This window comes from Celeribacter halophilus, assembly GCF_018860305.1.
Taxonomy (GTDB): Bacteria; Pseudomonadota; Alphaproteobacteria; order Rhodobacterales; family Rhodobacteraceae; genus Celeribacter; species Celeribacter halophilus_A.
Genome location: NZ_JAHKPE010000019.1, coordinates 510,152 through 528,080, shown reverse-complemented (window position 1 = coordinate 528,080; position 17,929 = coordinate 510,152). Strand labels below are relative to the sequence as shown.

At 60.1% G+C, this 17,929-nt stretch carries 16 protein-coding genes; 10 read left to right on the top strand and 6 right to left on the bottom strand.

Translation table 11 applies throughout. The features are described from left to right. Nucleotide 1 precedes the first annotated feature (1 nt). From KO492_RS06865 to tsaD, 9 genes are all read left to right on the top strand, one after another. Nucleotides 2–1,123, top strand: a complete 1,122-nt coding sequence (locus KO492_RS06865; RefSeq protein WP_216044260.1) for an SPFH domain-containing protein — start codon at nucleotides 2–4, stop codon at nucleotides 1,121–1,123. 53 nt (nucleotides 1,124–1,176) lie between these two features. Next, nucleotides 1,177–1,572 (top strand): hypothetical protein, encoded by a 396-nt coding sequence (locus KO492_RS06860; protein WP_216044259.1) that lies wholly within the window; start codon nucleotides 1,177–1,179, stop codon nucleotides 1,570–1,572. A gap of 99 nt (nucleotides 1,573–1,671) precedes the next feature. After that, nucleotides 1,672–2,778, top strand: a complete 1,107-nt coding sequence (locus tag KO492_RS06855; protein WP_216044258.1) for a TFIIB-type zinc finger domain-containing protein — start codon at nucleotides 1,672–1,674, stop codon at nucleotides 2,776–2,778. Nucleotides 2,779–2,872: 94 nt separating this feature from the next. After that, nucleotides 2,873–3,805, top strand: coding sequence for a carbohydrate kinase family protein (locus tag KO492_RS06850; protein WP_216044257.1), 933 nt, complete (start codon nucleotides 2,873–2,875; stop codon nucleotides 3,803–3,805). Next, nucleotides 3,802–4,242: a D-aminoacyl-tRNA deacylase gene (dtd, locus tag KO492_RS06845; protein WP_216044256.1), complete on the top strand. Its 441-nt coding sequence runs from the start codon at nucleotides 3,802–3,804 to the stop codon at nucleotides 4,240–4,242. Before KO492_RS06850 ends, dtd begins: the two co-directional genes overlap by 4 nt. Nucleotides 4,243–4,301: 59 nt before the next feature. Beyond that, nucleotides 4,302–4,763 carry a tRNA (adenosine(37)-N6)-threonylcarbamoyltransferase complex ATPase subunit type 1 TsaE gene (gene tsaE / locus KO492_RS06840; RefSeq protein WP_216044255.1) on the top strand — a complete coding sequence of 154 codons (462 nt, stop codon included), beginning with the start codon at nucleotides 4,302–4,304 and terminating at the stop codon, nucleotides 4,761–4,763. Then, nucleotides 4,760–5,362: a hypothetical protein gene (locus tag KO492_RS06835; protein ID WP_216044254.1), complete on the top strand. Its 603-nt coding sequence runs from the start codon at nucleotides 4,760–4,762 to the stop codon at nucleotides 5,360–5,362. The genes tsaE and KO492_RS06835 overlap by 4 nt, the downstream gene beginning before the upstream one ends. Then, nucleotides 5,359–5,955 carry an L-threonylcarbamoyladenylate synthase gene (locus KO492_RS06830; protein ID WP_216044253.1) on the top strand — a complete coding sequence of 199 codons (597 nt, stop codon included), beginning with the start codon at nucleotides 5,359–5,361 and terminating at the stop codon, nucleotides 5,953–5,955. Before KO492_RS06835 ends, KO492_RS06830 begins: the two co-directional genes overlap by 4 nt. After that, nucleotides 5,952–6,944 carry a tRNA (adenosine(37)-N6)-threonylcarbamoyltransferase complex transferase subunit TsaD gene (gene tsaD / locus KO492_RS06825; protein WP_216044252.1) on the top strand — a complete coding sequence of 331 codons (993 nt, stop codon included), beginning with the start codon at nucleotides 5,952–5,954 and terminating at the stop codon, nucleotides 6,942–6,944. The genes KO492_RS06830 and tsaD overlap by 4 nt, the downstream gene beginning before the upstream one ends. A 27-nt stretch (nucleotides 6,945–6,971) precedes the next feature. On the opposite strand, the gene KO492_RS06820 is transcribed toward tsaD, so the two are convergent. Genes KO492_RS06820 through KO492_RS06805 form a run of 4 tightly spaced genes read right to left on the bottom strand, consistent with a single transcriptional unit; the run spans nucleotide 6,972 to nucleotide 10,908 of the window. Continuing rightward, a complete protein-coding gene (locus tag KO492_RS06820; protein WP_216044251.1) occupies nucleotides 6,972–7,703 on the bottom strand; it encodes a proteasome-type protease in 732 nt (243 codons plus the stop codon). A 9-nt stretch (nucleotides 7,704–7,712) separates the two neighbouring features. Continuing rightward, entirely contained in the window at nucleotides 7,713–8,522 is an 810-nt protein-coding gene (locus KO492_RS06815; protein WP_216044250.1) for a transglutaminase family protein, read from the bottom strand. 6 nt (nucleotides 8,523–8,528) lie between these two features. Continuing rightward, nucleotides 8,529–9,470 carry an alpha-E domain-containing protein gene (locus KO492_RS06810; RefSeq protein WP_216044249.1) on the bottom strand — a complete coding sequence of 314 codons (942 nt, stop codon included), beginning with the start codon at nucleotides 9,468–9,470 and terminating at the stop codon, nucleotides 8,529–8,531. A gap of 13 nt (nucleotides 9,471–9,483) precedes the next feature. Next, a complete protein-coding gene (locus KO492_RS06805; RefSeq protein WP_216044248.1) occupies nucleotides 9,484–10,908 on the bottom strand; it encodes a circularly permuted type 2 ATP-grasp protein in 1,425 nt (474 codons plus the stop codon). A gap of 302 nt (nucleotides 10,909–11,210) precedes the next feature. Between KO492_RS06805 and KO492_RS06800 the strand changes: the two genes are divergently transcribed. Further along, nucleotides 11,211–13,403 (top strand): NADP-dependent isocitrate dehydrogenase, encoded by a 2,193-nt coding sequence (locus tag KO492_RS06800; protein ID WP_216044349.1) that lies wholly within the window; start codon nucleotides 11,211–11,213, stop codon nucleotides 13,401–13,403. A 180-nt stretch (nucleotides 13,404–13,583) separates the two neighbouring features. Here the strand turns inward: KO492_RS06800 and KO492_RS06795 are convergent, their stop codons facing one another. Both KO492_RS06795 and KO492_RS06790 read right to left on the bottom strand, forming a co-directional pair. Then, nucleotides 13,584–16,841 carry an efflux RND transporter permease subunit gene (locus tag KO492_RS06795; protein WP_216044247.1) on the bottom strand — a complete coding sequence of 1,086 codons (3,258 nt, stop codon included), beginning with the start codon at nucleotides 16,839–16,841 and terminating at the stop codon, nucleotides 13,584–13,586. Next, nucleotides 16,834–17,817, bottom strand: coding sequence for an efflux RND transporter periplasmic adaptor subunit (locus KO492_RS06790; RefSeq protein ID WP_216044246.1), 984 nt, complete (start codon nucleotides 17,815–17,817; stop codon nucleotides 16,834–16,836). Before KO492_RS06790 ends, KO492_RS06795 begins: the two co-directional genes overlap by 8 nt. Nucleotides 17,818–17,929: the final 112 nt, after the last annotated feature.

Below are 17,929 nucleotides of genomic sequence, written 5' to 3'. Positions count from 1 at the left end.
CATGGGTATTTTTGATTTTCTCTCTGGCGAATTTATTGACGTCATCCACTGGACCGACGACACGCGCGACACGATGGTGTGGCGGTTCGAACGGGAAGGCCACGAGATCAAATACGGTGCCAAGCTGACCGTGCGCGAAGGACAGGCGGCGGTGTTTGTGCATGAGGGGCAACTTGCGGATGTGTTCACGCCGGGGCTTTACATGTTGGAAACCAACAACATGCCGATCCTGACGACGCTCTATCACTGGAATCACGGGTTCAAATCTCCGTTCAAATCCGAGGTCTACTTCGTCAACACCACGCGGTTCTCGGACCTCAAATGGGGCACAAAAAACCCGATCATGTGCCGCGACCCCGAGTTCGGCCCTGTGCGCATCCGTGCCTATGGCACCTATACGGTGAAAGTCTCCGACCCCTCGCTGTTCCTGACCGAGATCGTCGGCACGGATGGCGAATTCACTATGGACGAAATCTCCTACCAAATCCGCAACATCATCGTGCAGGCCTTTTCACGCATCGTGGCGGGCTCCAACATTCCGGTGCTGGACATGGCGGCGAACACCGCCGATCTGGGCAAGATGGTGGCCACCGAGATTTCCAAAGTGGTGGCGGAATACGGCCTGACCATTCCGGAATTCTACATCGAAAACATCAGCCTGCCCGAAGCCGTAGAGAAGGCGATGGACAAGCGCACCTCTATGGGCATCGTCGGCAATCTCGACAATTACATGAAATTCAACGCCGCCGAGGCCATGAGCGCCGAGAACTCCGCTATGGCCGCCTCGATGGGGGCCGGCATGGGCGCAGGGCTTGGCATGGCGATGGCCGGTCAAAGCACGCAGCAAGGCCCGTGGGGCGCCCGTCCCGTCGCCAGCGCGCCTGCGGCACAAACTCCGCCGCCCCCGCCGCCCGTGGAGCATGTCTGGCACATCGCCCAGAACGGCGAGACCAAAGGTCCCTACTCCAAGGCGGAAATGGGTCAGATGGCGGCGAAAGGCTTGCTGAAACGTGAAAGCTTCGTCTGGACGCCCGGTCAGGACGGCTGGCTCAAGGCCGAAGACGTGACCGAACTGGCCCAGCTTTTCACCGTCGCACCGCCGCCCCCGCCGCCGGGCGCGTGACGCCTCGGGCCGCTTGGTGAACCATGGATGGTCACATGACACAGGATGGTCTCATGACCGAAACGCGCGCGAAGGTTCACCAGACCCCGACCCGCATCAATTTCGCCTGCGACCCCACGCCGGAGGAAAGACAGGCAGCCCTGCTCGCGCTGGCCTTTAACGGTGCGGGCACGCTGGGCGAAGATGATCTGTCGGAGACCGCCAGTTGGGACGCCTCGAACCGCGCAGGCATCGTGGGGCGCGACCAAGTCCTTGCGGCCCTCGCGCGGGTCTGTGCCCCCGTCAGCCTCTCGGTCACGCAAATCGTCGTGCAAGGCAAGGCCGCCACCGTTTCCGGACGTTTGACCCGCGACGGAGAGGGCCTATTCATGTTTTGCCAGATCCTGCGGTTTACATCGGCCGCACGCACGCAGATTGCCCAGATCGTGAGCGTCGAACAAAAAGAATAGCCCCGCCCCCTTGCGGGACGGAAGACAACAGGCCTGACAAACGCCCTGCGGACCACAAAAGCCCGCAAACTGCGCCAGAACGAGATGAGGAAGAGACAGATGGAGTTGGAGACGCCCGCGCCCTCGGCGACCGAAGAACACCGGTTTCCCTGCACAACCTGCGGCGCGGACATGCGGTTCGATCCGGCGAAAGGGCTCCTGTCCTGCGACCACTGCGGCGCGCAGGTGGCGCTGGACACGGGAGATGCCACACCGCCACGCGAACTGGATTTCAAAACGGCGCTGGCCGCCCAGCTTCCCGCGCAAGCGATGGAGGACACGCGCACGGCCCGCTGTCCGAACTGCGGCGCGGAGGTCGAGTTTGATGCCGATCTCCACGCCACGGAATGTCCCTTCTGCGCCACCCCTGTCGTCACGGACACCGGACAACACCGCCAGATCAAACCCCACGGCTTGCTACCCTTTGCCCTGACCGAAGAACAGGCCCGCGATGCGATGGTCGACTGGCTCGGTCAATTGTGGTTCGCCCCCAACGGGCTCAAGGACTACGCCCGCAAGGGACGCAAACTGTCCGGTGTCTACCTGCCCTACTGGACCTTCGACGCCCAGACCCGGACCAGCTATCGCGGGGAGCGCGGCGATGACTATTACACAAGCCGCACTGTCGTTCGGAACGGCAAGCGCCAGACCGTCCGCCAACGCCGCACACGCTGGCGTGCCGCTTCGGGGCGGGTGTCGCGTTTTTTCGACGATGTGCTGGTGCTGGCGTCTCGCGCCCTGCCGCGCAAGTTTTCCGAAGGGCTGGAGCCGTGGGATCTTTCGGAACTGGAACCCTATATTCCCGATTACCTCGCCGGTTTCCGCGCCACCGCCTATTCTGTCGAACTGGACGAAGGCTACGAAGACGCCCGCGCCTATATGGACCGGCTCATCCTGCGGGATGTGAAATTCGATATTGGCGGGGACCGGCAGCGGGTGCATGACATGCACACTGCGGTCTCCGATGTGACGTTCAAACATATCCTGCTGCCGATCTGGATGGCCGCGTATAAATATCGGGGAAAAAGCTATCGCTTCGTCGTCAATGGCCGCACGGGTCGGGTTCAGGGCGAACGCCCCTATTCGGCGTGGAAAATTGCCTTTGCGGTGATATGCGGTCTCATCCTTGCCGGTGTGATCGGCTATTTTGTCGCCATGAATCAGTGATCCCGCTGCACCGGATCGGCAGGAAGGCGATTTACGCCACCATACCGAATGTGGTAGCGCTATCACAACTCAACACTTAGCCCGAGGAAAACCCATGATCCTATGTGCCGGTGAAGCCCTGATCGACATGTTGCCCAGAACATCGACACTGGGCGAAGACGCCTATGCCCCCTATGCGGGAGGGGCTGTGTTCAATACCGCCATCGCGCTCGGGCGCCTTGGGGCGGATGTGGGATTCTTCTCCGGATTTTCCGCCGATTTCTTCGGTGATCTACTGAAAGAAAAACTGGCCGAGAGCCATGTGGACGGCACACTTGCAATCACGGTGGACCGGCCCTGCACCGTGGCCTTTGTCAAGCTGGTGGACGGCCATGCGACCTATGCGTTCTATGATGAGAACTCCGCCGGACGGATGCTTGCCGAAGCCGATTTGCCCGTCCTGCCCGAAACGGTCGAGGCGGTGTTCTGTGGCGGCATCTCGCTGCCTGTGGAACCCTGCGGTGCGGCCTATGAAACCCTGTTTGTCGAGGCCTCCGGCACCCGCGTCACCATGATTGATCCGAACATCCGGCCCGGATTTATCCGCGATGAGCCGCGGTATCGCGCGCGACTGGACCATATGCTGGCGCATGCCGATATTGTCAAAGTCTCCGACGAAGACCTGCTCTGGATCATGGGAGAAGGCGATATTGATGCCCATGTCGCGGCACTTCTGGACAAGGGCGTCAAGCTGGTCTGCCTGACCATGGGGGCCGAGGGCGTCAAAGGGGTCACCGCACGCGGCACCACCCATATTCAAAGCACCCGCGTTGAGGTCAAGGATACGGTCGGCGCGGGCGATACGTTCAACGCCGGTCTTCTGGCCGGTTTGCAACGCGCAGGCAAGCTGACCAAGGCCGCCGTGGCCGATCTCGACGAAGAGACGCTGCGCGCAGCACTCCGGCTTGGCTCCCGCGCCGCCGCCATCACCGTTTCGCGTGCCGGTGCCAATCCCCCTTGGACGGAGGAATTGGAGGCCACGTCGTGAGGGCCTTGGTTCAACGCATTTCGCAGGCCTCCGTGCAGGTCGATGGCGAGACCGTCGGACAAAGCGGACCGGGTCTTCTGGTGCTTGTCTGCGCCATGCGGGAGGACACCGAGCAACAGGCTGACAAGCTCGCCGCCAAGATTGCCAAGCTGCGGATTTTCAAGGATGACGCAGGCAAGATGAACCGCTCCGTGCGCGACATCGGCGGCACCGCTTTGGTGGTGAGCCAGTTCACGCTGGCCGCCGACACCAAGGGCAACCGCCCCGGCTTCTCGACCGCTGCCTCACCGGAACTCGGCAAAACACTCTACGAATATTTCACCCGACGCCTCGTCGCAGAAGGGGTGCCCTGCGAGACGGGGATTTTCGGCGCAGATATGAAAGTCTCGCTGCTCAATGACGGGCCGGTGACGATCTGGCTCGATACCGACAGCTGACTCATGGACCTTTGCGCGGCAATGCCCTAAATCGCTTGTAAAGCAGCAAGGGGGCTTCCGTGGCGCGCGAAATCGTCAAACACGTCCATTCAGAAGAAGACACGGCGCAGATCGCCTCTGCGCTGGCCGCTCTTTTGCATCCGGGCGACGTTGTGCTTCTGGACGGGGCTCTGGCGGCGGGAAAAACCTTTTTCACCCGTGCGCTGGTGCGTGCGCTTGGCTCCGACGAGACGGTGACAAGCCCGACCTACACAATTGCGAATGTCTACGAGACCCCCGCAGGGCCGCTTTTGCATGTGGATGCCTATCGTCTGAAAGGGGCGCAGGAGTTCTATCACCTTGGTCTGGAAGACTATATCGACACAGGTATTTGCGTGATCGAATGGGGCGAACGCATCAAGGACTACTTTGACGCACCGCTGTCGATCCGCATCGGATTCGGCGACACGGACACGGCACGCACAGTCACGCTCAGCGCCTCCGCACCGCGCTGGACAGCTGTTCTGGAGGCATTGGCATGACGCTGACACTTTTGATTCAGGCCTCGAACGGGGTGCCTGCGCTAGCGCTCGGACGGGGCGAAGAGATTGTCTTTGACAGTTCCAAGGACGAGGCCCTGAACGGGTCGCGCGACTACCGGATGCTGTTGGAGACCGGCCTTGCCCGCAGCCAGTCCACGCTGGCAGAACTTGGTCTCATTGCCTGCGACATCGGACCGGGTGGTCTGGGCGTCACGCGCACGGCGGCGGCCTTTGCCAATGCCTTGGGCTTTGCCCGCCACGTTCCGGTGCAAGCCCTGCCAGCCTTCATCCTTTTGGGGGCCGATGTGGATCGGGGCAAACCCGTCGCACTCCTGCGCCGCGCGGCCCGTCCGCATGTGCATTTCGGGATTTATGCCGATGGAAAACTTGCACATTACGAACATTGCACCGCCCAAAATGCGCAGGATTATCTTTCAGACTTGGAGGATTACGATCTTGCCGGAAATGTCGAGGTGGAAGGCCACGCGGCTCCTCTGACCAATATGGCGACGATGGAAACCATGCTGAAACTGGCCCTCGCCGCCCCTCTTCCCGATGCCGAGGCGCGGGCCTATCCGATTGTGGAGGTGCTGGAATGACGACGCCCACCTCCGACCTGATTGCCGAAGTGCTTACTTCCGGCGGCGTGGTGCTTTTGCCCACGGATACCGTGCTTGGCCTCGCGGCCTCGCCCGCACATCCGCAAGCCGTAGACCGCATCTATGCGCTCAAACAGCGCCCGCGGGAAAAGAACCTGCCGATCATGGTGGCCGGTGCGGATCAGATCGCAGAACTGGGCGCGGTGCTGTCCGAAAGTGCTTTGAAACTGCTGTCCAGCCGCTTTGTCCCCGGTGCGCTGACCTTGGTGCTGGCTCTTGATCCGATACGCGCTCCCGCTTGGCTCAAAGGGCGCACAGAGATCGCCCTGCGTATTCCGGACAATGCCCTTCTGCGTGAGGTGTTGCAGAACGCCGGTCCGCTCATGGTCACTTCGGCCAACCTGTCCGGCTCCGAACCGCCCGCCACCACGGTTGAGGCCGAGGCGCAGTTGCACGGCGCACCTGACCTGACAGTGGCCGGCAAAGGCGCGGCCCCTGCCCCTTCGACCATTGTCGACTGCACAACATCCCCCGCCCGCATCCTCCGCCACGGCGCGGTGTCCGAGGCAGAGATCAAAGAGGTTCTGGCATGAGCGGTTTAATCCTTGGCATCGAGACCTCATGCGATGACACATCTGTGGCGCTGGTGGATCGCTCCGGCCATGTCGCGGCGATCAAGACCGTGTCGCAATTCGAAATCCACGAAGCCTTTGGCGGTGTCTATCCCGAGCTTGCCTCCCGCGCCCATCTGGAAGCCATCCTGCCGACGGTTCAGGAGGTGATGACCGCTGCCTCTGTGACGCCCGATGACCTGACCGCCATCGGCGTGACCCGTGGACCGGGTCTGATCGGCTCGCTTCTGGTCGGGCTGTCCACGGCGGAGGCGCTGTCGATGGGCTGGGGCCTGCCCGCCTACGGGGTGAACCACTTGCGCGGACATATCCGCTCGGTCGAGTTGGAGGGTGGCAAGACGGAGTTTCCCGCTGTGATCATGCTGGTCTCCGGAGGGCACACCTTGATCGCGGAGTTGAAAGACCCGTGGTCCTACCGCCTGCTTGGCAGCACCCGCGACGACTCAGTGGGCGAAAGCTATGACAAGGTGGCGCGGATGCTGGGGCTCGGAATGCCCGGCGGTCCGGCCATCGACAGGGCCGCACAGACCGGCACCCCCGTTCTGCGCCTGCCGCGTCCGATGAAGAATGATGCTTACGAGTTTTCATTTTCGGGGCTGAAGTCCTCCGTCGCGCGCCATATCGAGAAACATCCCGATGTCTCGATCGAGGATATGTCGGCCTCTTTTGTCGCCGCCTGCATGGACGTGCTGACCGCAAAGGCGGATCGGGCACTCACCGAATGCAAGCCGCGCTCTCTGGTCATTGTCGGCGGTGTGGCGGCCTCACGGCAACTGCGCGAGGCGATGGGAGAGGTTGCGGGCAGACATGGGGTGGAGCTATGCCTGCCGCCGATGAAATGGGCGACAGACAATGCGGCGATGATCGCCATGGCAACATGGGATTATGTCGAGCGCGGGGTGCAGCCGGAGTTGATGCCAAAGCCGAACCTGAGCCTTGAGACGCCCTGAGGTCGGGCCGCATAACGCGGCGCGCCCTTAGAACTTGTAGCCGGGCAACCCGTCCAGAGTGGACTTTAACGCCTCACCCCATCCTGTTGAAATATCAAGATAATAGGGGTCATCCGCCGCGATGCGCCGCTGATAGGCGACCGCGTAGGTGTCTTTCTCAATGACCTGTAGATCAAAGGGCAGCCCCACGGAGAGGTTGGCTTTGACCGTGCTGTCGAAGGACACGAGCATCAGCTTCACAGCATCTTCGAAAGACATCGCCGGATCATAGGCGCGCACCAGAATGGGTTTGCCGTATTTGGTTTCGCCAATCTGGAAGAACGGTGTTTCGTCTCCGGCTTCGATGAAATTTCCCTCGGGATAGATCAGGAACAGCCGCGGCTCGGAGCCTTTGATCTGGCCGCCCAAGATGACGGTGGCGTTGAAGGCACTATCGGCGCGCTGGCCCTCGTCGGCATGGGTGGCGATCACGTCCTTGAGGGTCTGGGCGACAAGGCGGGCGACCTGAAACATCGACGGGGACGAGAGGATCGAGGGCTCGCGGTCTTCTGGGGCTTTGGTGCGCTCGTCGATGAGCGACACAAGAGCCTGCGTCGTCGCCAGATTTCCGGCGGTCATAATCGTGAGAATACGTTCTCCGGGGACTTCCCACGAAAACATCTTCTTGAAGGTCGAAATATTATCGACACCGGCATTCGTGCGGGTATCGGACATCATGATGAGGCCCTGATCGAGCATCATACCCACGCAATAGGTCATGGGGCGTCCTTATTGTTGGTCTTGTTGCTGTACGACTTCGATCTCGACAGAAAGGGATTCGCCCTCACCACCGTATCGGGTTCCAGTTACAGGGGCTGCCTCCTTATAGTCCAGCCCTGTTGCGACACGGACATAACGTTGATCGGGGCAAATCTCGTTGGAGACGTCGAATCCGACCCAGCCAAGGCCGCGCACATGGGCTTCGGCCCATGCGTGGGTGGCCTCTTGTTCGATACGGTCGTTCATCATCAGATAGCCCGAGACATAGCGCGCTGGATGGCCCATTTCGCGGGCCGCAGAGATGAACACATGGGCATGGTCCTGACAGACGCCCTTGCCTGCGGCGAGCGCCTCTTCGGCGGTCTCGTTGGGATGTGAGCTGCCGACCTCGTATTCGACGGCCTCGCCCACCAGACGCGAGAGCGCATGAAGACGTTCGAGTTCGGTCTCACCCTCGACCTTTTTGATCAAAGCACGCACCCCTGCCCCCGGCTTGGTGAGCGGCGTCACCTTGTCGAAGAGCCAGAGCGGCGACGGGCCCCGATGTTGCCCGACAACCCCGTGGGTTTCGGCCATCTCGACCTCGCCCTCGCAGGAAATCACCAGTTCCGTGGTGCCTTTATCGAAAGAGACCAGTTCCACAAGATTGTTCATGTGGTCGTGATAGCTCAGTTCCTTGCGACCGCCGGAGATGGAGGTCTCCCAGCGGATGACCTCCTGACCGTAGCCGGATTTCGGCGTTTTCCGCAGTTGTTCAAGCCCGTAGGTGACGGGGCTTTCAAACGCATATCGGGTTGTGTGGCGAATGGTCAGGCGCATTTTGGCTCACTCATAAAACCGGTAATCTTTTTCGATCTGTTGCCCGAGCTTGCACAGCATTCCCAGAATCGTCTGGATATATTCATGCAGCCCGTAGTCGAACACATCTTCGATGCTGTGGTTCATGAACCGTTCGACCAACGCTTGCGACATGAGCGAGGATTGCGGCACCTCGGTGCGATCAGACGCAAGATAGCTCAGATTGTTGTGAATTTTCGTGGCACAGAAATTCAGCGACCGCGGCATACGTTTGTCGAGGATCAGGAATTGCGCAATGTCATGTGCATTAACCTGTGATCCGTAAGCCATGCGAAAGCCGCCGCGCGCCGACACAGAACGCAAGATGGTTTCCCAATGCACATTGTCGATGGAAGACCCCACAGAAAAGGCCGAGGGCAGCAACACATAGTATTTCACATCGAGAATCCGCGCGGTGGCATCGGCTCGTTCGATGAATGTCCCCATACGGGTGAAATCATAGATGTCGTTTCGGAGCATCGTGCCGTGGGTCGCACCGCGCACCAAGGCGGTGCGTTGGCGGATCAACCCCAGAACCGCAGGCAGATCCCGCTCGGAGACTTTATGCGCCAGAGCCTCTTTCACCGCCATGTAACAGCCGTTGATCGCCTCCCACACGTCATGGGTCAGCGCCGTGCGCACCAGCCGCGCGTTCTGACGCGCGTCCGAAATGGTGGACAGCACAGAGGCCGGATTGTCCTTGGAGCGCAGCATCCAGTTGATTGCCGCGTCTTTTGTGACTTCGTCGTGATTTTCCGCATAGCCCTCCAGAACCGAGGCCGAGCGCATCACAGAAGCCCATTCGTCGTCATCCTGTCCCAGACGGGTCAGACCGATCCGCTGCCCTGTTTCCACAAGCCGCGACGTGTTCTCCGCACGCTCCAGATAGCGTGACATCCAGTAGAGGCCATTTGCCGTTTTTCCTAGCATCTCCGTCCTCCCCTCAGTCTTCCAGAACCCAAGTGTCCTTGGTCCCGCCGCCTTGGCTTGAATTCACCACGAGCGAGCCTTTTTCCAATGCCACGCGGGTCAGACCGCCCGGCGTGATGTTGATCCCCTCGGGCGAGCACAACACAAAGGGGCGCAGGTCCACATGGCGCGGAGCCAGTCCGGTTTTAGTGAAAATCGGCACGGTGGACAGCGCCAGCGTCGGCTGGGCGATGTAATTCGCGGGCCGCGCGGTGAGTTTCTTGCGGAACTCCTCAATCTCTTTTTTCGACGACGTCGGGCCGATCAACATGCCGTAACCACCGGAGCCGTGAACTTCCTTGACCACCAGCTCCGCGAGATTGTCGAGCACATAGGCCAGACTGTCCGGTTCCGAACAGCGCCATGTCGGCACGTTTTCAAGGATTGCCTTCTCGCCGGTATAGAATTCCACGATGTCGGGCATGTAGCTGTAAATCGCCTTGTCGTCGGCAATCCCCGTGCCCGGCGCATTGGCGATGGTGATCCCCCCAGCACGATAGACATCCATGATCCCCGGCACGCCCAAGGCACTGTCGGGATTGAAATTCAGCGGATCAAGAAAGTCGTCGTCAATCCGGCGGTAGAGCACATCAATCGGTTTATAGCCGTGGGTGGTGCGCATCGCGACCTTGCCATTGATCACACGCAGGTCGTGCCCTTCCACCAGTTCGACGCCCATCTGGTCGGCCAGAAACGCATGTTCGTAATAGGCGGAATTGTAGATGCCGGGCGTCAGCACCGCCACCGTGGGCCGGCCTTCGCAATTGGGCGGCGCACAGGCAGCAAGAGAGCGGCGCAGGTTGGCAGGGTAGTTCTGCACAGGCTGTACCCGATTGCGCGAGAACAGTTCGGGGAACATCTGGAGCATCGTCTCGCGGTTCTCCAGCATATAGGAGACCCCCGAAGGCGTGCGGGCATTGTCTTCGAGCACATAGAACTGATCGGGGCCGGTGCGCACCAGATCTATCCCGACGATATGGGTATAGACTCCGCCCGGCGGCGTCATGCCAATCATCTGCGGCAGGAAGGCTTCGTTCTTCGAAATCATCTCTTTGGGGATGCGCCCCGCCTTGATGATTTCCTGACGATTATAAATATCATGCAAAAAGGCATTGATCGCGCGGACCCGCTGTTCAATCCCCTTGCAGAGTTTTTGCCATTCCCGTCCGGCGATGATGCGCGGAATAATGTCAAAGGGGATCAGCCGCTCTTCAGCCTCGGAACGCCCGTAGACGTTGAAGGTGATGCCAGCAAGGCGGAAGACTTCTTCGGCTTCGCGTTGCTTGGCCCTGAGACGCTTCAGGTCTTCGTCCTGAAACCAGTTTTGAAATTCACTATAGGGACCGCGCAGAACTTCGTCGCTTCCCCACATTTCGTCAAAGATGTGTTTCTCGCTCATGAGTAAATTTTGACCTGCCCGCATCTGCTCCACAATTGGATTCGCGCTTTCCCCTACGGAAAGACGGTCAAAACCTGCGCATTTGATCAAATTTTAATCGCTTCCGCCATTTGCATCCGCAGCATCCTGCCATCCGGTAGCGCCAACAGATATCCGGCCCCTCTCAAGGTCGCGTCGAAACAACGCGCAGGGACAATGTATACAACGGCACACATTGACTTGCGGCCCCCGCTGGGCTACCCGCTTGGCAAGCCAGATACAGTCGGCGAGAGCCGCTGATGCAGAACCAAGTGGAGGACCAAATGGCCGACAAGAACACCCCTGACATCATTTACACCATTGTGGACGAAGCCCCCGAGCTTGCCCGCGGGTCGCTCCTGCCGATCATCTCGTCCTTCTCGAATGCCGCAGGCATCTCGGTCGCCACGAAAGACATCTCTCTGGCGGGCCGCATCCTTGCGCTTTTCCCCGAGCGTCTGTCCGAAGAGCAGCGCGTCTCCGACGATCTGGCCGAACTTGGCAAACTGGTGAAAACCCCTGACGCCAATGTCATCAAACTGCCCAACATCTCGGCCTCCGTGCCGCAGCTTGAAGCCGCGATCAAGGAACTGCAATCGCAGGGCTTTGACATTCCCGACTACCCCGCCGATCCGCAAACCGACGAAGAGAAAGCCGTTCGCGCCAAATACGACACGGTGAAAGGCTCCGCTGTGAACCCCGTGCTGCGCGAAGGCAACTCGGACCGACGCTCCGCCAAGGCCGTGAAGGAATACGCGAAAGCCAACCCGCACCGCATGGGCGAGTGGAAATCCACCTCGAAAACCACCGTCGCCGCCATGCCGGGCGATGATTTCTACGCCAATGAGAAAGCCGCGACAGTCACTGCCGCACAGGCCGGTGGCGCGAAAATCGTGTTCAAGGGCAAAGACGGCTCCGAGACGGTTCTCAAAGACGGGCTGAACTATCTTGAAGGCGAGATCGTCGATGCGACCTTCCTCTCCGCCAAGGCCCTGCGCGCCTATATCAAGAAAGAAGTCGAAAGCATGGAACCGGGTGTGCTGTTCTCCGTGCACCTCAAGGCGACGATGATGAAGGTCTCCGACCCGATCATCTTCGGCCATTTCGTCTCCGTCTATCTCGAAGACTTCCTTGCCAAACACGGCGACAAGCTGGACTTCAACCCGAATTCCGGCATCGGCGCGCTCGAAAAACTCATCGCAGGCAATGCCGAGATGGAAGCCGACCTCAAGGCAGCTCTCGCCGCGAAACCGCCGCTTTACATGGTCGACTCGGACAAAGGCATCACCAACCTGCATGTGCCCTCTGACGTGATCATCGATGCCTCCATGCCTGCGGTCATCAAAGCCGGTGGCATCGGCTGGGGTCCGGACGGCAAAGCCGCAGACACCAAATGCTGCATCCCCGACAATTCCTATTCCTGCGTCTATGACGAAACCGTGGAATATTTCAAAGAAACCGGCACGCTGGATGTTACCACCTGCGGCGCCGTGTCCAACGTCGGTCTGATGGCGCAGAAGGCCGAGGAATACGGCTCCCACCCAACCACCTTCGAAGTCCCTGCCGATGGCACCGTCTCGATCGTGCTCGACAGCGGCGAAGTGCTTTTGTCCAACGAGGTGGAAAAAGGCGACATCTGGCGGTCGTGCACCGCGAAGAAAGCGCCGATCCTCGACTGGATCAAAACCGGCATCGAACGGTTTGACGTCGAAGGCACCGGCGCGTTCTGGCTCGATAAGAACCGTGCCCATGACGCCGAACTGATCAAATATGTCGAACCGGCGCTGAAAGCGGCTGGCAAAGACATTCCGATCATGGCCCCGCGCGAAGCCACCCGTTTCACATGGGAAGAAATGCGCAAGGGCAAGAACGTCGTGACCATCACGGGCAACGTGCTGCGCGACTACCTGACCGATCTGTTCCCGATCCTCGAACTTGGCACCTCCGCCAAGATGCTCTCCATCGTCAAACTGATGAACGGTGGCGGCCTCTTTGAGACGGGCGCTGGCGGCTCCGCGCCGAAACACGTCCAACAGGTGATCGAGGAAAACCACCTGCGTTGGGACAGCCTTGGCGAGTTCTGTGCGCTTGGCGAAAGCTACAGCTTCCTCGCCTCCTCCAAAGGCAAGACCAAAGCCGGTGTCCTTGGTGCAGCGGTGGAAGACGCGACACAGAAATTGCTTCTTGAGAACAAGTCGCCCGAGCGCAAGGTCGGCCAGAACGACAACCGTTCCTCGCACTACTGGTTCGCCCGCTACTGGGCCGAGGCCCTCGCCGCGCAGGATGACGATGCGGAGCTGAAAGCGTATTTCGCCCCCATCGCCAAGGAACTGGCCGAGAAGGAAGCGGTTATCCTTGAAGAGCTGAAAGCGAATGAGGGTAAACCGGCGGATATGGGCGGCTACTACCACGCCGATCCGGCCAAAGTGGCGGCGATCATGCGTCCGTCTGCCACGCTCAACGCGATCATCGGCTAAGCCATTCACAATGTGATTGAAGTGATTGAAAGGGCGTCTTCGGGCGCCCTTTTTCTGTGGCGCACTCTTGGTTCAAGGACTGCGTTCAAAGGGCGGCACTATGGCCGAACCGGCAGCCGCCTTCGGACAAACAAAAGGGGGAGCACAAACGCCCCCCTTCCTGCGTGGTTTCTCCGCCCCTCACATCTTGAAGATGCGATAGATCGCCGGAATGACCAGAACCGTCAGCGCGGTTGAGGACAAAAGCCCGAACAAAAGCGAGATCGCCAGACCCTGAAAGATCGGGTCCGCCAAAATCACCGCCGCGCCGATCATCGCCGCAATGGCCGTGAGCAGGATCGGCTTGAACCGCGTGGCCCCTGCCTCCAACAGAATATCCACCGTCACCTTGCCCTCGTCATCGGCGTGTCGGATGAAATCGACCAGAAGGATCGAGTTGCGCACGATGATCCCCGCCAAGGCGATGAACCCGATCATCGAGGTCGCGGAGAACGGTGCCCCGAACAACCAGTGCCCGATCATGATTCCAAGGAAGGTGAGCGGCACCGGCGTCAGAATGACCAGCGGCAGGCGGAAGGAGCCGAACTGCGCCACAACAAGGATGTAAATTCCCAAAAGCGCCACAGCGAAGGCCGCGCCCATGTCACGGAAAGTCACCCATGTCACTTCCCACTCCCCGTCCCAAAGCAATGTCGGATGCGTGGTGTCAACGGGCTGTCCGTGCAAGGAAATCTCCGGCTTCATCCCTTCGGGCCAGTCCATCTCTTCGAGCTTGTCGGCCACGGCCAGCATACCGTAGAGCGGCGCTTCATAGGCACCGGCCAGTTCGGCCTGCACCATCACCACGTCATAACCGTTATGCCGGAAGATCGGGAAAGAGGTCTGCTCTTCGGTGATCTCCACCACATCGCCCAGTTCGACCACACCGCGCCCGCCGGGCAGGACATTGGCCGGAACCGGAGTGGAGAGCGCCGTGGCATCCAGCACGCGTTCGGATTTATCCCGACCGATCACGATGGGGATCGGACGGCGGCCCTCGCCACGATGGGAATAGCCCACCGTATTGTAGCTGTTGAGAAGTTGCAGTGTCTGCGCGGCATCCGCCTCCGCCACCTGATAGAAATTCAAGTCCGAAGGCTTCATCTCCGCCCGAATACGCCGCGCTTGAGTACCGTAATTGTCATCGGTGTCGACAATGAAATCAACACTTTCAAAGGCGTCACGCACCTTGGCGGCCACGGCACGGCGGGTCTCCCCGTCCGGTCCGTAGATTTCCGCCAGAAGGGTGGCCATCACTGGCGGTCCGGGCGGCGGCTCGACCACTTTCATCGCGGTGCCCGGCGGCACGGAAATACCTTCGCGCAACATCTCGCGCAGTTCCAGCGCTATGTCATGCGAGGTGCGGTCACGGTCGTCTTTCGGCAGGAGCTTCAACTGCACTTCGCCCATTTCGGGGTTTTCGCGCAGGTAGTAGTGCCGCACCAGACCGTTGAAGTTGAACGCCGCAGGCGTGCCCGCATGGGTCTGGGCCGACATCACCTCCGGCAGGGTCATGGCCAGCCGCGCCGCCTGCTGCGCAATCGCATCAGTGGCCTCGACCGAGGACCCTTCCGGCAGGTCGATCATCACCGACAGTTCGGATTTGTTGTCGAACGGCAGCAGCTTGACCGTCACATCTTTGGTATAAAGCGCGCCCAAAGAGCCAAATGACAGCACAATCACCGCCAAGAGAAACGCCCATGCCATACCTTTGGACTTCAAAAGCGGCCCCGCGATCCGCATGTAGAGCTTGCCAAGTTTGCCCCCTGGCACATCGCCCTCATGGTCGTGATGCAATTCCGCACGGCCCGCAATTTTCAGCATGAGCCAAGGCGTGATCATCACCGCAACAAAGAAAGAGAAGATCATCGCCGCAGAGGCATTGGCCGGAATCGGGGACATATAGGGCCCCATCATTCCGGAGACAAAGAGCATCGGCAAAAGCGCCACCACCACGGTGAGCGTTGCCACAATGGTCGGGTTGCCCACCTCGGCCACCGCCTCCACGGCCGCTCCGAAGCGGTTCTGTCCGGGTTTCTTCATCCCCCAGTGGCGTGCGATATTCTCGATCACCACGATGGCATCATCGACCAGAATCCCGATGGAGAAAATCAGCGCGAAAAGCGACACCCGATTGAGCGTGTAGCCCATGATATAGGAGGCAAACAGCGTCAGCAGGATTGTCACCGGAATGACGATGGCCACCACGACCGCCTCGCGCCAGCCGATGGCAAAGAACACAAGGATCACGATGGAAACAGTCGCAAGCGCGAGGTGGAACAACAGCTCGTTGGCCTTTTCATTGGCCGTCTCGCCATAGTCGCGGGTCACTTCCACATCGACACTGTCGGGGATGACCTCGCCCTTCATCGCTTCGACGCGGGTCAGGATTTCATCGGCCACGATCACCGCATTCGCACCCGCACGTTTGGCAATCGCAAGAGTCACCGCAGGGCGACGGATGATTGGCGCGTCCATATCCGTTTCGCCATGCGCCTCCTCGGCCACATCTGCGCCAGCGCGGGTGAGCGTGGAGACATAGTGTTCGTCCAGATCAGAGACAAAGGCGACATCGGCCACGTCGCGCACATAAACAGTGCGTCCATCGCGTGCAGTCAGTTCGAGATTGCCGATTTCTTCGGGCGTTGTGAGCGTCTTGCCCACGATCAAACCGATCTGTTCGCCACCATCGCGCAACAGGCCCGCAGGGCTTGCGGAATTCGCGCCTTCGACCTTTCCGGCCAGTTGTTGCAGGGTGATGCCATAGAGCGCCAGTTTTTCGGGATCGGGGTCGATCCGCAGCGCCTCTTCTGTCTCGCCGATCACATAGGTCAGCCCGACATTCTCGATCCGCGCCAGTTGCACCTCGACCTCTTTGACCACCCGCGTCAGATCGGCGGCGGTCATGGTCTCGTTATCCTCGGAGGGACTGAATGTCAGGGCGACGATGGCCACGTCATTGATCCCGCGCCCGACCACGAGCGGTTCGTTGATGCCAACAGGCAAACGGTCGATATTGGCGAGGATCTTGTCCCGCACCCGCACAATCGCGGTCTCGGACGGCACACCGACGTTGAACCGCGCGGTCACCATCACATAGTCGTCGCGGCTTTCGGAATAGACATGCTCGACCTGATCTATGCCTTTGACGATGGTTTCCAAAGGCTCTGTGACCAGCTTCAGCCCGTCTTGCGCCTTCAACCCTGATGTATCCACATGGATGTCCACCAAGGGCACGGAGATTTGCGGCTCTTCCTCGCGCGGAAGCGACACCAGAGCAATCATCCCCACGGCCAGCGCGGCCATGAGAAAGAGCGGTGTGAGCGGGGAGAGGATGAAATTGCGGGTCAGATGGCCGGCGATGCCGAGCGCACCCGTTGGTCCTTTGGGATTATTCATGGCGCGTCACCACCTTGTCCCCCGCGGCCAGCCCGCTGAGGATTTCCACATAGGCGACACCGTCGCGCATCACCTCATTGCCCGGAACGACGACACGTTCGCTTGTCCCCGCCTCCTGTTCGATCTGCACAAAGTCCAGCCCACCCGATTGCGTCAGCGCAGTTTGCGGCACCAGAAAGGCGTCATGGCTGCCAACGGGCAAACGCACCTGCACGCGGCGACCGACAAAGCGGGCATCCAGCCCCTCAACCTCGACATCGGCTTCAACCCGTCCGCTCTCAATGAGCGGATAGATTTTTGCAAGCCGTCCCTCACGCGCCTCACCCGCGCCGGAAATCTGGATCGTGTCGCCTTCAGTCAGCGTGTCCGCATAGCGCTCGGAAACACCAAGGCGTAGAAATGTCCCGCCGGAACCGATGGTCGCGACCTCCTCGCCCGCCATGATGACACCGCCCTTGGACACCGGCACATCCAGCACCACACCCGCCTCGGGGGCGAGCACCTCGCCCTCTTCGATCTGGCGCGAGACGACCTGACGTTCGGCTTTGAGCGATGTGATCTGGCCTTCGAGCACGGTCACATTGGTTTGCAGGGCTTGCAGGCTGGAGGTGGAAATCACCCCGCGTTCGGACAGGGATTCACCGCGTGTCAGATCGTCCTGAGCTTTCTCAAGCTGGGAGTTCAGCGCGTCGAGCTGCGCGTCGATGCCTTCGATCTGGAACAGAAGTTTGGTGTCTTCGATCAAGGCAACACGTTGCCCCGCCTCGACGACATCGCCCTCGGTCACATCAAGCGTGGTGATCGTCCCCCCGATCCGCGCACGCGCAGGCACGCGGTCACGCGGCTCCACCTCGGCATAGACCGGTTTCCATTCGGTGATCGCCTGCGGTGTCAGGGTCAGGGTTTCCGAAAACATGGGCGTTCCGATCAGGAGCATCCCCGGCAGAAGTATCGTAAGCAAATGGGTGCGGCGCATTTTGACCTCTGTTTCAGGTTGAAAGCCCTTCACGATGCACTTGCCTCACAAGCTTGACGTGAAAGGCCCACGATATCCATCCGTGTGCGACGTTTCCCGAAGTCTATAGCTC